Source organism: Pseudomonas hormoni (assembly GCF_018502625.1).
GTDB lineage: Bacteria > Pseudomonadota > Gammaproteobacteria > Pseudomonadales > Pseudomonadaceae > Aquipseudomonas > Aquipseudomonas hormoni.
Genome location: NZ_CP075566.1, coordinates 2,094,886 through 2,110,884 on the forward strand (window position 1 = coordinate 2,094,886; position 15,999 = coordinate 2,110,884).

A 15,999-nucleotide genomic window follows, 5' to 3' on the forward strand; every position below is an offset into this window, starting at 1 on the left:
ACGCAGCCGAACGCAGCCGAACGCAGGCTTCGCCAGCTGCTACAAGGTGTGTGGCGTGCTTTGCTCCATTGTGAATCGCGGCATCGCAATTGTGGTGCAAGTACCCGTGCGTTGTGGCCAACCGTAGCGTTCGTCAGGTGTGCGATTCGTAACGTCTTTTTTTGCCGTTGCGCATCCCTCTGATTCAAAACACTTTTCAATCCCCCCTACATTCCCCCCGCATCCTGTGGCACACTTTCTGCTGTCTATTCCGTTGTTACATACCAAGTTCCGGTATAGCGGAATAAACATCATCCTGGAGTGCTTGCCATGCATCGCCGACCTTCCTTGTTCAAAGCGTGTGTTTTTCTTTTTGCGGCTTCGGCTGCTGCCATGGGTGTGGCCCAGGCGGCGGACAGCAAGCTCGATAGCGTGCTGGCCCGCGGGAAACTGATCGTGGGTACGGGCAGTACCAACGCGCCGTGGCATTTCCAGGGAGCGGATGGCAAGTTGCAGGGTTTTGATATCGATATCGGGCACATGATTGCCAAGGGTCTGTTCAACGACCCGGCGAAGGTCGAATACGTGGTGCAGTCGTCCGATGCACGGATTCCCAATCTGTTGACTGACAAAGTCGATATCAGCTGTCAGTTCATCACCGTCACCGCCAGCCGTGCCCAGCAAGTGGCGTTCACGCTGCCGTACTACCGCGAAGGCGTCGGCCTGCTGTTGCCGGCGAACAGCAAGTACAAGGAAATCGAAGACCTGAAGGCTGCCAATGACAGCGTGACCGTGGCGGTGCTGCAGAACGTATACGCTGAAGAGCTGGTGCATCAGGCACTGCCCAAAGCCAAGGTCGATCAGTACGACAGCGTGGACCTGATGTATCAGGCCGTGAACTCCGGCCGTGCCGACGCGGCGGCCACCGATCAGTCGTCGGTGAAATACCTGATGGTGCAGAACCCCGGCCGCTATCGCAGCCCGGCCTATGCCTGGAGCCCGCAAACCTACGCCTGTGCCGTCAAGCGCGGCGATCAGGACTGGCTGAACTTCGTCAACACCACCCTGCATGAAGCCATGACCGGCGTTGAGTTCCCGACTTACGCGGCGTCCTTCAAACAGTGGTTCGGCGTTGATCTGCCGACTCCAGCCATCGGTTTCCCCGTCGAATTCAAATGATCCCGTGAGAGCGGGGCGGTGATGAATCGCCCCGCTCAAGGTACTGCTGACCATGAACTATCAGTTGAACTTTGCCGCCGTGTGGCGCGATTTCGACACCTTGCTGGCGGGGCTCGGTCTGGGCCTTGAGCTGGCGCTGGTGTCGATCGCCATCGGCTGCGTGATCGGCCTGCTGATGGCGTTTGCCTTGCTGTCAAAGCATCGCGCGTTGCGGGTGCTGGCGTCGGTGTATGTGACGGTGATCCGTAATACGCCGATTCTGGTGTTGATTCTGTTGATTTACTTCGCCTTGCCGAGCCTCGGCATTCGTCTGGACAAGATCCCGTCGTTCATCATCACCCTGTCGCTGTACGCCGGGGCGTACCTGACCGAAGTGTTCCGTGGCGGTCTGTTGAGCATTCCCAAGGGGCAGCGCGAAGCGGGGTTGGCGATCGGTCTGGGCGAGTGGCAGGTCAAGGCCTACGTCACCGTCCCGGTGATGCTGCGCAATGTGTTGCCGGCGCTGTCGAACAACTTCATTTCGCTGTTCAAGGACACCTCGCTGGCGGCGGCGATTGCGGTGCCGGAGCTGACCTATTACGCGCGCAAGATCAATGTCGAGAGCTACCGGGTGATTGAAACCTGGATGGTCACTACAGCGCTCTATGTTGCGGCCTGTTACCTCATTGCCATGATGCTGCGTTACCTCGAGCAGCGTCTGGCGATCCGCCGATAGGAGGCCCCATGTACGAATCACCCAGTTGGTTGCATGAGTTATGGGTTGCCCGCGAAGTGTTGTGGCAAGGCTTTCTGACCAGTGTGCAGGTGTCGGCCCTGGCGATTTTGCTGGGCACGATGCTCGGCATTGTTGCCGGTCTGGTGCTGACCTACGGCAAGTTCTGGATGCGCGCGCCGTTCCGTTTTTACGTGGACATTATTCGTGGCACGCCGGTGTTTGTGCTGGTGCTGGCCTGCTTCTATATGGCGCCGGCGCTGGGCTGGCAGATCAGCGCGTTTCAGGCCGGTGCCCTGGGGCTGACGCTGTTTTGCGGTTCCCACGTCGCCGAGATTGTGCGCGGTGCGCTGCAAGCGTTGCCGAGCGGACAGATGGAAGCGAGCAAGGCGATTGGCCTGACTTTTTTTCAATCCCTTGGCTACGTGTTGTTGCCCCAGGCGTTGCGACAGATCCTGCCGACCTGGGTCAACTCGTCCACCGAGATCGTCAAGGCCTCGACGCTGTTGTCGGTGATCGGCGTCGCCGAGTTGCTGCTCAGCACCCAGCAGATCATCGCCCGGACGTTCATGACCCTCGAGTTTTACCTGTTCGCCGGATTTCTGTTTTTCGTCATCAACTACGCCATCGAATTACTCGGCCGGCACATTGAAAAGCGGGTGGCCTTGCCATGACTCAACCTCAAGTTTCGAACGCTCAAAACGGTCAGCCCCTGCTGGACATCCGCGGGCTGCACAAAAAATATGGCCAGCTCGAAGTGCTCAAGGGCGTCGACCTGACAATGCAGCGCGGCAACGTGGTCACGCTGATCGGTTCCAGCGGTTCGGGCAAGACCACGTTGCTGCGCTGCGTGAACATGCTCGAAGAATTCCAGGGCGGGCAGATCATGCTCGATGGCGAGTCCATCGGTTATGACGAGACCAACGGCAAGCGTGTACGGCACCCGGAAAAAGTCATCGCTCGTCATCGGGCCATGACCGGCATGGCGTTCCAGCAGTTCAATCTGTTCCCGCACCTGACCGCGTTGCAGAACGTCACCCTCGGTCTGCTCAAGGTCAAGAAGCTGCACAAGGACGAGGCCGTGGCCCTGGCCGAAAAGTGGCTGGAACGGGTCGGCCTGCTGGAGCGACGTGATCACTATCCCGGTCAGTTGTCCGGCGGCCAGCAACAGCGCGTGGCGATTGCCCGGGCGATCGCGATGAACCCGAGCCTGATGCTGTTCGACGAAGTCACCTCGGCCCTCGACCCGGAACTGGTGGGCGAAGTGTTGAGCGTGATCAAGGGCCTGGCCGAAGACGGCATGACCATGCTGTTGGTGACCCACGAAATGCGCTTCGCGTTCGAGGTCTCGGACAAGATCGTTTTCATGAATCAGGGGCGGATCGAAGAGCAGGGGCCACCCAAGGAGCTGTTCGAGCGCCCGCAATCACCGCGTCTGGCTGAATTTCTCAAGAACACGCGGTTCTGATTTTTTTTAAAAGCACTTCACTTTCAAATCAGGAGAAACACTCATGAGCATTACTCGTTACGGCACCGGCAGCACCGCCGCTGGCGGTCAGCCTCGCCCTTTCGCCCGCGCCGTTGAAGCCGATGGCTGGCTGCACGTTTCCGGGCAGGTGCCGGCGGTGGACGGCGAGATCATTGCTGGCGGCATCGTCGAGCAGACCCACCAGACCATGAAGAACCTGATCGCGATTCTCGAAGAGGCCGGTTATGGCCTGGAAGACGTGGTGCGTGCTGGCGTGTGGCTGGAGGATCCGCGGGATTTCACCAGTTTCAACAAGGTCTTCTCCGAGTACTTCAAACCCGAGCACGCCCCGGCCCGGGCCTGCGTGCAGGCGAACATGATGGTTGATTGCAAGGTTGAGATCGACTGCATCGCGTACAAGAAAAAGGCCTGAACCGAGTCGCGCCCATCGCGGGCAAGCCACGCTCCCACAGGGAAACGCATTCCAAATGTGGGAGCTAGCCTGCTAGCGATGGCGGCCTAACGGTCGCCGCAGCACTCTAGGTAAACTCCCGGCACTTTGAATGGGAATTTGAAACATGACCGAAGACACCATCAAGCGCCGGGCTCGCGGTCTGGACCGGGCGTTCGATATCCTCGATTTCCTCAAGGAGATCGGCCAGCCCCTGCGTCCGAATGAAATCGCCAGCGGCATCGGCAGCCCCAAATCCACGGTCTACGAACTGGTGGCCTCGCTGTTGGAACGGCGGATTCTCGAACCCGTGGGCAAGGACGGTCACGTCTACCTCGGCCGTCAGCTGTACTTCCTCGGCCAGGCGCACTTGCGCCATTTCGACTTGACCCGCGAGGCCGATCACGCCTTGCAGGAGATCGTCAGCCAGACCCGCGAAACCGCGCAGATGTGCCTGCTCAACGGGCGTAAATACACCGTGGCCCTGATGAAAGAGGGTGAGCGGCATTTCCGCATTTCCTCGGACATCGGCGAGAACGCGCCGATTCCCTGGACCGCCTCCGGACGCCTGCTGCTGGCGCACCTGAGCGACCAGGCAATCATCGACCTGATCGACCACGATGACTTCATCCTGCCCAACGGCGAACGCCTGCCGCTGGAGCAGTTTCTCGGTGAAATCCGTCAGGCCGGTATCGACGGGTTCTTCTCCTTCGATAGCGTCGCCGACACCTTCACCCATTGCTTCGCCGCTCCGGTCAAAGATCCGAACGGCATTGCCATTGCGACCCTGTGCATCGTCGCTCCACGGGCCGATGCCAAGAACAATTACAACGACTATCGCCGGGTGCTGATCGACAGCGCCAACAGCCTCGCCCGGCGCATCAACGAATAACAGCGGCTGCCTGCGGCCGCGAATGTGAGGAGTTCGACCATGTCTACTGCCCAAAATACTGCCGTCGTGGAAAAGGGCTTTGCCCAGACCGGTGCCAACCTGGTGCGAGACGTCAGCCTGCCGGCGCTGGTGCTGCACCGCGAAGCGCTGGAGCACAATATTCGCTGGATGCAGACGTTCGTCAGCAACAGCGGCGCCGAACTCGCGCCCCACGGCAAAACCAGCATGACCCCGGCGCTGTTTCGCCGCCAACTGGACGCCGGTGCCTGGGGCATCACCCTGGCCAGTGCCACGCAAACCCGCGCGGCGTATGCCCACGGCGTGCGTCGGGTGCTGATGGCCAACCAACTGGTCGGCACGCCGAACATGGCGCTGATCGCTGATTTGCTGGCGGACCCGACGTTCGACTTCCACTGCATGGTCGATCACCCGGACAACGTCGCGGACCTCGGTGCTTATTTCGCTTCGCGGGGTGTACGCCTGAACGTGATGATCGAGTACGGCGTGGTCGGCGGTCGTTGCGGTTGCCGCACGGAAGAGGAAGTGCTCGCGTTGGCCAAGGCCATCAACGCCCAACCGGCATTGGCGCTGACGGGCATTGAAGGCTACGAAGGCGTGATTCATGGTGATCATGCCGTCACCGGTATCCGTGAATTTGCGGCGTCGTTGGTGCGTCTGGCGGTGCAGTTGCAGGACAGCGGCGCGTTCGCCATTGCCAAGCCGATCATCACGGCGTCGGGCTCGGCCTGGTACGACCTGATCGCCGAGTCTTTCGAAGCGCAGAACGCCAGCGGACGTTTCCTCAGCGTGTTGCGCCCCGGCAGCTACGTGGCGCACGACCATGGCATCTATAAAGAAGCGCAATGCTGCGTGCTCGACCGCCGCAGCGATTTGCACGAAGGCCTGCGTCCGGCACTGGAAGTCTGGGCTCACGTGCAATCGTTGCCGGAGCCTGGGTTCGCAGTGATCGCGCTGGGCAAACGCGATGTGGCCTATGACGCCGGTCTGCCGGTGCCGCTGCTGCGTTACAAGGCCGGTGTGGTGCCGGCGACGGGCGACGACGTCAGCGCCTGCAAGGTGACGGCGGTGATGGACCAGCATGCGTTCATGACGGTGGCGCCGGGTGTTGAGTTGCGGGTGGGCGATATCATTTCGTTCGGGACTTCGCACCCGTGCCTGACGTTCGACAAGTGGCGTACGGGGTGTCTGGTGGATGAGCAATTGAATGTTATCGAGACCATGGAAACCTGTTTCTAAGGTTTAGACCGAGTCGCACCCATCGCTGGCAAGCCAGCTCCCACAGGGGTAATGGTGTGTCTGCAATCTGTGGCATTACATAGAACCTGTGGGAGCGGGCTTGCCCGCGATGAGGCCCGCCCAGACACCATCTAACTACCTGAGACACCACAACAATGAACACCATCAACACCCTCGGCCCCAACACCCCGCGCATCGCCCTGATCGGCGAATGCATGATCGAGCTGCAGCAACGCGCCGACGGCAGTCTGCAACAGAGCTTCGGCGGCGATACCTTGAACACCGCGGTCTACCTGTCCCGCGAACTGGGCGAAGGCGGCGCGGTGGATTACGTCACTGCCCTGGGCGATGACAGTTTCAGCGACGCCATGTGCCAGAGCTGGGCCGACGAAAACATCGGTCTGGGCATGGTTCAGCGCTTGCCCGGCCGTTTGCCCGGCTTGTATTGCATCCAGACCGACGCCGCCGGTGAGCGACGTTTTCTCTATTGGCGCAACGAAGCCGCGGTCCGCGATTGCTTTACCACCCCGGCGGCGGGCCCCATTCTGGCGGCGTTGCCGGATTACGATGTGCTGTATTTCAGCGGCATCACCCTGGCGGTGCTCGGCGCGCAAGGTCGGGCGAAACTGCTGGAAACCCTGATCGAAGCCCGGCAGCGGGATGCGCGGATCGTCTTCGACAACAACTACCGGCCACGCCTGTGGGCGTCGATCGAGGAGGCTCGGGCGGCGTATCGCAGCGTGTTGCCGTATGTCGACCTGGCGTTGCTGACGGTGGATGACGAGCAGGCGCTGTTCCATTTTTCCGATTGCGAGGCGGTGTTTGCCGCTTACGCGCAGATGGGGACGCCGGAAGTGGTGCTCAAGCGCGGCGCCGAGGCGTGTCTGATTCGTTGTGACGGCGAGTCGTTTGAGGTGCCGGCGCAGAAAGTTGAGCGCGTGGTGGATACCACGGCGGCGGGAGACTCGTTCAGTGCGGCGTACCTGGCCAGTCGGCTCAAGGGCGGCAGTCCGGTGGAAGCGGCCGAGGCGGGGCATCGGTTGGCGAGTCGAGTGATTCAGGTGCCGGGGGCGTTGATTCCGAAAGACTGACACGAATGACTTGTGGCAAGGGAGCTTGCTCCCGCTGGGCTGCGAAGCAGCCCCAATACCTGAAAGCACATACTGTCAGGCACACCGCATTCTCAGGTTTTACGACTGCTTCGCAGCCGAGCGGGAGCAAGCTCCCTCGCCACAGGGGGCCTTGGAAAACCGATCAATCCCGGTAAAACACCTGCACCAGGTGATACCCGAACTTGCTCTTGATCGGCCCATGCACCACTCGCAGCGGTTTCTTGAAGATCACCGCGTCAATCACCCCGACCATCTGCCCCGGCCGCACTTCACCCAGATCACCGCCGCGCTTGCCGGACGGGCAGGTGGAGTATTTCTTGGCCAGCACATCGAAGGCTTCGCCCTTGGCGATGCGTTGTTTGAGCTGCTCGGCTTCTTCCGAGGTTTTCACCAGAATATGGCGGGCTTGAGCTTTCATTGGCAGTACCTTGCAACGGTGGTGGCTATGTTGGGGCCAGCGGGGGCGCGCGATTATGCCTCAACTCACTCGGGTTGGCCGATCATCGTGCGAATCTTGTTGGCCAGCAGATCAATGGAAAACGGTTTGGCCACCATGTCCATGCCTTCCTCGAGGAAACCCTGGCGTTCGGCGGCTTTCTCCGCGTACCCGGTCATGAACAGCACCTTGAGTTCCGGCCGATGCTGACGCGCGATTTCTGCCAGTTGCCGACCGTTCATGCCCGGCAACCCGACATCGGTCACGAGTAGATCAACGCGCACGTCGGACTCCAGCAAGGGCAGGGCGGTCTTCGCATCTTCGGCTTCATGGGCGTGATAACCCAGCTCGTTCAGCAAGTCGAGGACCAGCATGCGCACGGCCGGATCATCCTCCACCAACATCACGGTTTCACCGGCAATCGCCGCTGGCGCCTCGCCGCTGAAGGGCAGCAGCGTGTTCTCCGGTTCCGGGAAATGCAGGCGCGGCAGGTAAAGGCGAACGCAGGTGCCTTGGCCAGGAAGGCTGTCGAGTTTGACGTGACCGCCTGACTGCTGGGCAAAACCATAGATCATCGACAAACCAAGCCCTGTGCCCTGGCCGATGGGTTTGGTGGTGAAGAATGGATCGAATGCCTTGGCCAACACCGACGGGGTCATGCCGGTGCCGTTATCGCTGACGGCAATCATCACGTAGTCCCCCGGCTTGACTGTTTCCAGAGTGTTGATGTCGCTGCTGTCGAGGTAAACATTGGCCGTTTCAATCAGCAACTCGCCGCCATCGGGCATGGCGTCGCGGGCGTTGATCACGAGGTTGAGCAACGCGTTTTCCAGTTGGCTGACGTCGGTGCTGACCGGCCAGACCTCATCGGCCAGTTGCAGCTTCAGCGCGATGTGATCGCCTTTGGTGCGGCTGAGCAGGTCTTCCAGGGAATGTATCAGCTCGTTGGCATTCAGCGTCTTGCGATCCAGCGACTGGCGCCGGGAGAATGCCAGCAGGCGATGAGTCAGGGCGGCCGCGCGGTTGGCCGACGACACGGCCGCCTCGGTGAATCGGCCGATTTCGGCGGTGCGCCCGTCAGCGATGTAGCGCTGCATCAGGTCGAGGCTGCCGATAATCCCGGTAAGCATGTTGTTGAAGTCATGGGCGATGCCGCCGGTGAGCTGGCCGACCGCTTCCATTTTTTGCGCATGGCGCAAGGCATCTTCAGCGCGCTCGCGCTCGAACATCTCGTTTTGCAGGCGCTGGTTCGCTTCGGCCAATTGCTGGGTGCGGGCGGCAACGCGTTCTTCAAGGGTTTCGTTGAGGTTGCGCAAGGCTTCTTCGGTCTGTTTGCGCTCGGTTTCGTCGATCACGAAGATGTAGAAACCGTTCACCGCGCCATCCGGTCCATGACGGGGCAGGTAATTCATCAAGGCCTGACGGGTGCTGCCGTCACGATGCGGCGTGCTGATGCTGAAACAGCAGGTTCTGCCCGCCAGTGCTTCGGCGATGTATTCGGCGCGCAAGGCGTAGGCTTCGTCACCCAGCACCTCACGAATGGTCCGACCGTAAAGTTCCTGGGGTGTCAGGCCGTACCAATCCAGGTACGCGGCGTTGTTCAGGCGAAAGCGTTCCTCGCTGTCGACGTAACTGATCAGGATCGGCATGGCGTTGATGATCAGTTGCAGCTCGGTCTGGCTCTGGCGCAAGGCCTGCTCGGTGTGTTTGCGTTCGGTCAGGTCCAGGGCGGCGCCGAGGAAGCGAATGGGCCGGCCATGGTGATCCTTGTAGCAACGGCCCCGGGCAAACACCCAGCGCAGCTGGCCGTCGGGTTGCAGCAGGCGATATTCCTCGGCGTATTCGGTGCCGTGGGTGATGCAATGCTTGATGCCGCGGGTGACCATCGCGCGGTCTTCCGGATGCACGGCTTCGAGATAAGCACTGATGGGCAACTGGCTGGCGAGGAGCGGATCGATGCCGTGCCATTGGGCGAAGTGCGCGTCGGCGATGAAGCGGTCTTCGCTGATGTCCCAGTCCCAGGTGCCGACAGCGTCGGTGGCGGCCAGCGCCAATTGCAGGCGTTCCTCGGTTTCGCGCTGAGCCTTCAGGCTGGCGGCGGAGCGCTGTTCAAGTTCGAGGGCGATGCGCCGGCGTTTGTTGGTTTCGATGGCGGTGACCAGAATCCCGGCGACCTCGGCGCTTTCATCGCGGATCGGACTGTAGGTCAAATCCAGCCAGAAGTCGGATTCGTCCTTGTCGCGTTGCAGGGTGAAGCGCTGTTCGCTGTAGGTTCGCACCTGGCCCTGTAGGACGGCGCTGTAAATCGGGTCGGTAAAGTCTTTGAGTTCTGGCCATATCTGGTGTGTCGGTTGTCCGAAAGCGTGCGGATGCTTGCTGCCGGCCAGCCGGGCGAAGCCGTCGTTGTAGATCTGCGTGAGTTCCGGACCCCACAGCAACAGCATCGGCATCGGCGAGTGAATCACGATGTCCACCGCCGTGCGCAGGCTCTGCGGCCAGGCACTGGCGCTGCCGAGCGGGGTGCGCGTCCAGTCCAGTCTGGCTATCAGGGCCTGGGCATCGCTGCCGGTGGGTGTTGCGTTCATCAAAGGTGTCCTGCACGTCAGTCTGTGTGGCGGCGTCTACTATCCTAGAGCGGTAGGCGCTGCATGACCCGTTTTTGGGGTCATTTCTGTTCATTCAATGCTTCGCGGGTGCTTTTTGCCATGGAAATCGATGGGCTTTTAAAGATTCTGGCCAGCCAGGAAGGTTCCGATCTGTACCTGTCCACCGGCGCGCCGCCCTGCGCACGGTTTGATGGTGTGCTCAAACCCTTGTCCGATCAGCCGTTCAAGCCGGGGGAAATCACGGCGATTGCCATGACCATCATGGACGCCGAGCAACGGCTGGAGTTCGATCGTGAACTGGAGATGAACCTGGCGATCTCTTTGACGGGTGTCGGGCGTTTTCGGGTCAACATTTTCAAACAACGCAACGACGTGTCGATCGTGATGCGTAATGTCAAACTCGACATTCCGCGCTTCGAAGACCTCCAGTTGCCCGCGGTGCTGCTGGAAACGGTCATGCTCAAACAAGGGCTGATGCTGTTCGTCGGCGCCACCGATTCGGGAAAGTCTACCTCACTGGCGGCGTTGATCGACTACCGAAACCGCCACAGCAGCGGCCACATCATCACCATCGAAGACCCGGTCGAATATATTCATCGGCACAAGAAATCGATCATCAATCAGCGCGAGGTTGGCGTGGATACCCGCAGTTTCCATGCTGCGTTGAAGAACACCCTGCGCCAGGCGCCGGATGTGGTGCTGATCGGCGAGATCCGCGACCGCGAAACCATGGAGCATGCGCTGGCGTTTGCCGATACCGGGCACCTGGTGATTTCTACCTTGCATGCCCACAACGCCCATCAGGCGCTGGACCGCATCATCAACTTCTTCCCGGAGGAACGACGGGCGCAACTGCTGCATGACCTGGGCAACAATCTCAAAGCGTTTGTTTCCCAACGGCTTGTGCGCACCCGTGATGGGCAACGGAGGGCGGCGGTGGAAGTGATGCTCGGTTCGCCGACCATTGGTGACTTGATCCGGCGCAACGAATTCGACGAGCTCAAAGGAATCATGGAGAAGTCCGCCGAGCAGGGCATGCAGACGTTCGATGGCGCGTTGTTTGCGTTGGTTGAAGAGGGCGCGATCGATGAGGAGGAAGCGCTGAAGCACGCGGACTCGGTGAACAATTTGCGCCTGCGGCTGAAGCTGCATGCCGACGCATCACCAGGACCCAATGCAGCACCCGGCGAATGGGGACTGATGGACTGACCCAAATCCTCTGTAGGAGCGAGCTTGCTCGCGAAGACCTTGAGAGCAACGCGTTTAATCAGCAAAACCGCGTTATCGTTAACGTCCTTCGCGAGCAAGCCCGCTCCTACAGTGAAATCTGCGTTATCAATCCTTGAGCTCGGGGCGGTTGCGGAATTGCTCCAGCGCTTCTGGATTGGCCAGCGCATCGGTGTTTTTCACCGGCTGGCCATGCACCACGTTCCGCACCGCCAGCTCGACCACTTTGCCGCTGATGGTCCGTGGAATGTCCGTTACCGCGACGATTTTTGCCGGCACATGCCGTGGCGTGGTGTTGGCGCGAATGACCTGGCGAATCTGCTGTTGCAGGGCTTCGTCGAGCTCGACGCCATCGCGCAAGCGCACGAATAGCACCACCCGCACGTCATCCTGCCACTGCTGACCGATGGCCACGCTGTCGATCACCTGCGTGAGTTTCTCCACCTGACGGTAGATTTCCGCGGTGCCGATGCGCACGCCGCCGGGGTTGAGTACGGCGTCCGAGCGGCCGTGAATCATCATTGCGCCGTGAGCCAGCTGCTCGGCGTAATCGCCTTGGGCCCAGACGCCCGGAAACTGGCTGAAGTAGGACGCGCGGAGCTTTTCACCGGTCGGGTCGTTCCACAGGCCGATGGGTATCGCCGGGAAGTGCCGGGTGCAGACCAGTTCGCCTTTTTCACCCACTACCTGCGTGCCGGCGTCATTCCAGACCTCGACGGCCATGCCCAGGCTCTTGCCCTGGATTTCGCCGCGACGCACCGGCAGCCACGGATTGCCGTTCACGAAGCACGAAACGATGTCGGTGCCGCCGGACATCGACGCCAGGCACAGGTCGGCCTTGAAGTCGCGGTAAACGTAGTCGTAAGTTTGCGGCGACAGCGCAGAACCGGTGCACAGCAGGGTTTTCAGGCTGCCAGGATCATGACTTTCCCGAGGCTTCACGCCAGTGCTTTCCAGCGTCGCGAGGTATTTGGGGCTGGTGCCGAACACACTGATGCGCTCGTCGTCGATCAGGTCGATCAAACGCTCGGGGCCGGGATGAAACGGCGAGCCGTCGTACAACACCACGGCGCTGTCCACGGCCAGGGCCGAGACCAGCCAGTTCCACATCATCCAGCCGCACGTGGTGTAGTAGAACAAACGGTCGGCGGGACCGAGATCGCAATGCAGGCCATGTTCCTTGACGTGTTGCAGCAACACGCCACCGGTGCTGTGAATGATGCATTTGGGCACGCCGGTGGTGCCGCTGGAATAGAGGATATACAGCGGGTGCGCGAAGGGCACGGCGACAAAAACCGGCTCGCCACCGGGTTCGTAGAATTCATCCCAGAGCGCCACGTCGGCGTGGGTGCGGAAGTCTGCGATACGCGCCTGTGGTCGAGCGTAAGGCACGACGATCAATTGTTGCAGGGAAGGCAGGCGTTCGAGGATTTCGTTGACCTTGGTGCGCTGGTCGATGTCTTTGCCGGCGTAGCGGTAACCGGCGCAGGTGATCAGCACTTTCGGTTCGATCTGGCCGAAGCGGTCGATCACCCCTTGGGTGCCGAAGTCCGGCGACGAACAGGACCAGATCGCCCCGAGGCTGGTGGTCGCGAGCATGGCGACCAGGGTTTGCCAGGTATTGGGCATGCACGCGGCGACGCGGTCGCCGAGGCCGACGCCGGCAGCGATCAGACTGTTCTGAAAACCGGCGACATGCTCGGCCAGTTCGGCCCAGGTCAGCTGTTCGCGCTGGCCGTTTTCGCCGATCGCGATCACGGCGACGGCATCGTCGCGGCGGCGCAGCAAGTGTTCGGCGAAATTCAGGGTGGCACCGGGGAACCATTGGGCGCTGGGCATGTGATCGCCTTCGATCAGCACGGCGTCGGGTTGATCGTGGAAGCGGATATCAAAGAAATCGACGATGGCTTGCCAGAAGTCGACCCGCTGATCGATGGACCATTGATGCAGATCGGCGTAGTCGGCGACGTCGAGGTGATGTCGCTGATTGATGAAGCGCCGAAAGGCCTCCATGCGGGTTTTCGCGATGCGCTTGGCGTCGGGTTGCCAGAGGATGTCGGACATGATTTGCCTCTTCTTCTAATTACACAGGCCTTTGTGAAATATGAGCTTCTGTGGCGAGGGAGCTTGCTCCCGCTCGGCTACGCAGCAGTCGTGAAAATGGCTGATGCGACCATTGTCTGGGGCGGCTTCGCCACCCAGCGGGAGCAAGCTCCCTCGCCACAGGGGTTAGCAGCGGCTTACTGCGCCAACCACCCACCATCAATATTCCACGCCGCGCCCCGCACCTGGCTGCCGGCCTCGCTGCACAGGAACAACACCAGCTCACCCAGTTGCGGCGGCGTGACGAACTCCAGCGACGGCTGTTTCTCGGCCAGCAAATCATGCTGCGCCTGTTGCGGATCAGTCCCGGCCGCGATGCGGTCATCGATCTGCTTCTGCACCAGCGGCGTCAACACCCAACCCGGACAGATTGCGTTGCAGGTGACATTGGTCGTGGCGGTTTCCAGGCCGACCACCTTGGTCAAACCGATCACCCCGTGCTTGGCCGCGACGTAAGCCGCCTTGCCCACCGACCCGACCTGGCCGTGCACCGAGGCGATGTTGATGACCCGTCCCCAGCCTTTCTGGCGCATGCCCGGCAGGCTCAAACGGGTGCTGTGGAACACCGACGACAGGTTGATCGCAATGATCGAATCCCAGCGCTCCACGGGAAAGTCTTCCACCGGAGCCACATGCTGGATGCCGGCATTGTTGACCAGAATGTCCACGCCACCGAACTCGCGCTCGGCGTAGGCGATCATGTCGGCAATCTGCGCCGGGTCGCTGACATCGGCGGGGTGATGGCCGACCTTGCCACCGAACTGTTCAACCTCGGCAATCACCTTGGAGGCATCGCCGAAACCGTTGAGGATTAGGTTGGCGCCAGCTTTGGCCAGGCTGAGGGCGATGCCCAGGCCGATGCCGCTGGTGGAGCCGGTGACCAGTGCAGTCTTGCCGGTAAGAGTCGTCATGAATACCTCACACAATGCCAGTGGCGTAGAAAGTACCGATCACCACAAAGACCGCCAGGGTCTTGATCAGCGTAATACAGAAAATGTCTTTGTAGGCTTCACGGTGGGTCAGGCCGGTGACGGCCAGCAAGGTGATCACCGCGCCGTTGTGCGGCAGGGTGTCCATGCCGCCGCTCGCCATCGCGGCGACCCGGTGCATCACTTCCAGCGGAATGTTGGCCGCATGGGCCGCAGCGATGAAGTCATTGGCCATGGCCGCCAGCGCGATGCTCATGCCGCCCGATGCCGAGCCGGTGATGCCGGCCAGCAGGGTTACGGTAACCGCTTCGTTGACCAACGGGTTGGGAATGCTCTTGAGCCAGTCGGCCAGTACCAGGAAGCCCGGCAAGGAAGCGATTACCGCACCGAAGCCGTATTCCGAGGCGGTGTTCATCGCCGCCAGCAACGAACCGCCGACCGCGCTTCGGCTGCCTTCGGCCAACTTGCCGCGAATCGCCTGGAAGCCGAACACCAGCACCATGATGATACCGACCAGCAACGCAGCCTGAACCGCCCAGATCGCCGTGAGCTTGGCGATGTCGGTGGTTACCGGCGCAGCCATGCCCGGCAGCGCGAGGCTGTGGGTCTTGCCATACCACTGGGGAATCCACTGGGTGAACAGCAGGTTCATGATGCCCACCGCCAGCAACGGCGACAGCGCAATCCATGGATTCGGCAGCTTGATATCGGGAGCGGTTTCGGGCTCGTTGCGCAGGTCAGTGCCATAGCCTTCACCGGCGGCTTGAGCCTTGTTGCGCTGGCGCTGCAGAAACAGCATGCCGGCGCAGACCACGAAAATCGAGCCGATCAAACCCAGCCACGGCGCCGCCCAGGCGGTGGTGTTGAAGAACGTGCTGGGGATGATGTTCTGGATCTGTGGGGTGCCGGGCAGGGCGTCCATGGTGAACGAGAACGCGCCGAGGGCGATGGTCGCCGGGATCAGGCGTTTAGGGATATTGCTCTGGCGGAACATTTCGGCCGCGAACGGGTAGACCGCAAACACCACCACAAACAGCGACACGCCGCCGTAGGTGAGCAGGGCGCAGACCAGCACGATCACCAGCATCGCCTGACGGGTGCCGAGCAGGCGAATCGCCGCCGCGACAATGGAACGCGAGAAACCCGACAACTCGATCAGCTTGCCGAACACTGCACCGAGCAGGAACACCGGGAAATACAGTTTGATGAAGCCGACCATTTTTTCCATGAACACCCCGGTGAAGGCGGGGGCGACGGCGGAAGGGTCAGTGAGCAGAACGGCGCCGAGGGCGGCAATCGGGGCAAAGAGGATAACGCTGTAGCCACGGTAGGCCGCGAGCATCAGCAGCGCGAGGGCTGCCAAGGCAATGATCACACTCATGGTGTGTCTCCTGGATTGTTATTTTTGTGTGGTGTAGCTGTGTGGGGGAGGGCTATAGCGAGTTTCGTGCCATACATGCAACATGTTGAAATATAAGGATATTTATAGAACTGGTTATGTGGGGAGCGCTTGATAGTCTCTGATGTGAGACATGTACTGGCAGTGGTGGCCTCATCGCGAGCAGGCTCGCTCCCACAGTTGACCGCATTTCTTTGATGAAATGCATAACCTGTGGGAACGAGCCTGCTCGCGATGGTCTGTCTAACA

The 15,999-nt window shown here is 60.8% G+C and carries 14 protein-coding genes; 9 read left to right on the top strand and 5 right to left on the bottom strand.

Going from position 1 to position 15,999, the window contains the following annotated elements:
* Nucleotides 1-309: 309 nt before the first annotated feature.
* From KJF94_RS09825 to KJF94_RS09860, 8 genes are all read left to right on the top strand, one after another.
* The gene (locus tag KJF94_RS09825) at nucleotides 310-1,158 is read left to right on the top strand and encodes a transporter substrate-binding protein (protein ID WP_214382966.1); all 849 of its coding nucleotides are present in this window, start codon (nucleotides 310-312) and stop codon (nucleotides 1,156-1,158) included.
* Between the two features lie 52 nt (nucleotides 1,159-1,210).
* Nucleotides 1,211-1,873 (top strand): amino acid ABC transporter permease, encoded by a 663-nt coding sequence (locus KJF94_RS09830; RefSeq protein WP_017339153.1) that lies wholly within the window; start codon nucleotides 1,211-1,213, stop codon nucleotides 1,871-1,873.
* Nucleotides 1,874-1,881: 8 nt separating this feature from the next.
* Complete coding sequence (locus tag KJF94_RS09835) at nucleotides 1,882-2,544, top strand: amino acid ABC transporter permease (RefSeq protein ID WP_084322828.1); 663 nt, start codon at nucleotides 1,882-1,884, stop codon at nucleotides 2,542-2,544.
* The gene (locus KJF94_RS09840) at nucleotides 2,541-3,338 is read left to right on the top strand and encodes an amino acid ABC transporter ATP-binding protein (protein WP_214382968.1); all 798 of its coding nucleotides are present in this window, start codon (nucleotides 2,541-2,543) and stop codon (nucleotides 3,336-3,338) included. Before KJF94_RS09835 ends, KJF94_RS09840 begins: the two co-directional genes overlap by 4 nt.
* Nucleotides 3,339-3,381: 43 nt before the next feature.
* Complete coding sequence (locus tag KJF94_RS09845; RefSeq protein ID WP_084322830.1) at nucleotides 3,382-3,771, top strand: RidA family protein; 390 nt, start codon at nucleotides 3,382-3,384, stop codon at nucleotides 3,769-3,771.
* A gap of 145 nt (nucleotides 3,772-3,916) precedes the next feature.
* On the top strand, nucleotides 3,917-4,681 hold the full coding sequence (locus tag KJF94_RS09850; protein WP_214382970.1) for an IclR family transcriptional regulator: 765 nt from the start codon (nucleotides 3,917-3,919) through the stop codon (nucleotides 4,679-4,681).
* Nucleotides 4,682-4,720: 39 nt separating this feature from the next.
* The gene (locus KJF94_RS09855) at nucleotides 4,721-5,938 is read left to right on the top strand and encodes an amino acid deaminase (protein ID WP_214382972.1); all 1,218 of its coding nucleotides are present in this window, start codon (nucleotides 4,721-4,723) and stop codon (nucleotides 5,936-5,938) included.
* Nucleotides 5,939-6,093: 155 nt separating this feature from the next.
* Nucleotides 6,094-7,029 (top strand): sugar kinase, encoded by a 936-nt coding sequence (locus tag KJF94_RS09860; protein WP_214382974.1) that lies wholly within the window; start codon nucleotides 6,094-6,096, stop codon nucleotides 7,027-7,029.
* A 163-nt stretch (nucleotides 7,030-7,192) separates the two neighbouring features.
* Here KJF94_RS09860 and KJF94_RS09865 read toward each other — a convergent pair whose 3' ends face one another.
* Complete coding sequence (locus tag KJF94_RS09865; protein ID WP_007898282.1) at nucleotides 7,193-7,468, bottom strand: peptidylprolyl isomerase; 276 nt, start codon at nucleotides 7,466-7,468, stop codon at nucleotides 7,193-7,195.
* 65 nt (nucleotides 7,469-7,533) lie between these two features.
* Nucleotides 7,534-10,071, bottom strand: a complete 2,538-nt coding sequence (locus KJF94_RS09870) for a PAS domain-containing hybrid sensor histidine kinase/response regulator (protein ID WP_214382976.1) — start codon at nucleotides 10,069-10,071, stop codon at nucleotides 7,534-7,536.
* Between the two features lie 120 nt (nucleotides 10,072-10,191).
* Between KJF94_RS09870 and KJF94_RS09875 the strand changes: the two genes are divergently transcribed.
* Complete coding sequence (locus KJF94_RS09875) at nucleotides 10,192-11,301, top strand: PilT/PilU family type 4a pilus ATPase (RefSeq protein WP_214384828.1); 1,110 nt, start codon at nucleotides 10,192-10,194, stop codon at nucleotides 11,299-11,301.
* Between the two features lie 126 nt (nucleotides 11,302-11,427).
* Here KJF94_RS09875 and KJF94_RS09880 read toward each other — a convergent pair whose 3' ends face one another.
* The 3 genes from KJF94_RS09880 to KJF94_RS09890 all read right to left on the bottom strand — a co-directional run bounded on the left by KJF94_RS09880 (nucleotide 11,428) and on the right by KJF94_RS09890 (nucleotide 15,732).
* A complete protein-coding gene (locus KJF94_RS09880; protein ID WP_214382978.1) occupies nucleotides 11,428-13,383 on the bottom strand; it encodes an acetoacetate--CoA ligase in 1,956 nt (651 codons plus the stop codon).
* A 176-nt stretch (nucleotides 13,384-13,559) separates the two neighbouring features.
* The gene (gene hbdH / locus KJF94_RS09885) at nucleotides 13,560-14,333 is read right to left on the bottom strand and encodes a 3-hydroxybutyrate dehydrogenase (protein WP_214382980.1); all 774 of its coding nucleotides are present in this window, start codon (nucleotides 14,331-14,333) and stop codon (nucleotides 13,560-13,562) included.
* Nucleotides 14,334-14,340: 7 nt separating this feature from the next.
* Complete coding sequence (locus KJF94_RS09890; protein WP_214382982.1) at nucleotides 14,341-15,732, bottom strand: GntP family permease; 1,392 nt, start codon at nucleotides 15,730-15,732, stop codon at nucleotides 14,341-14,343.
* Nucleotides 15,733-15,999 lie beyond the last annotated feature (267 nt).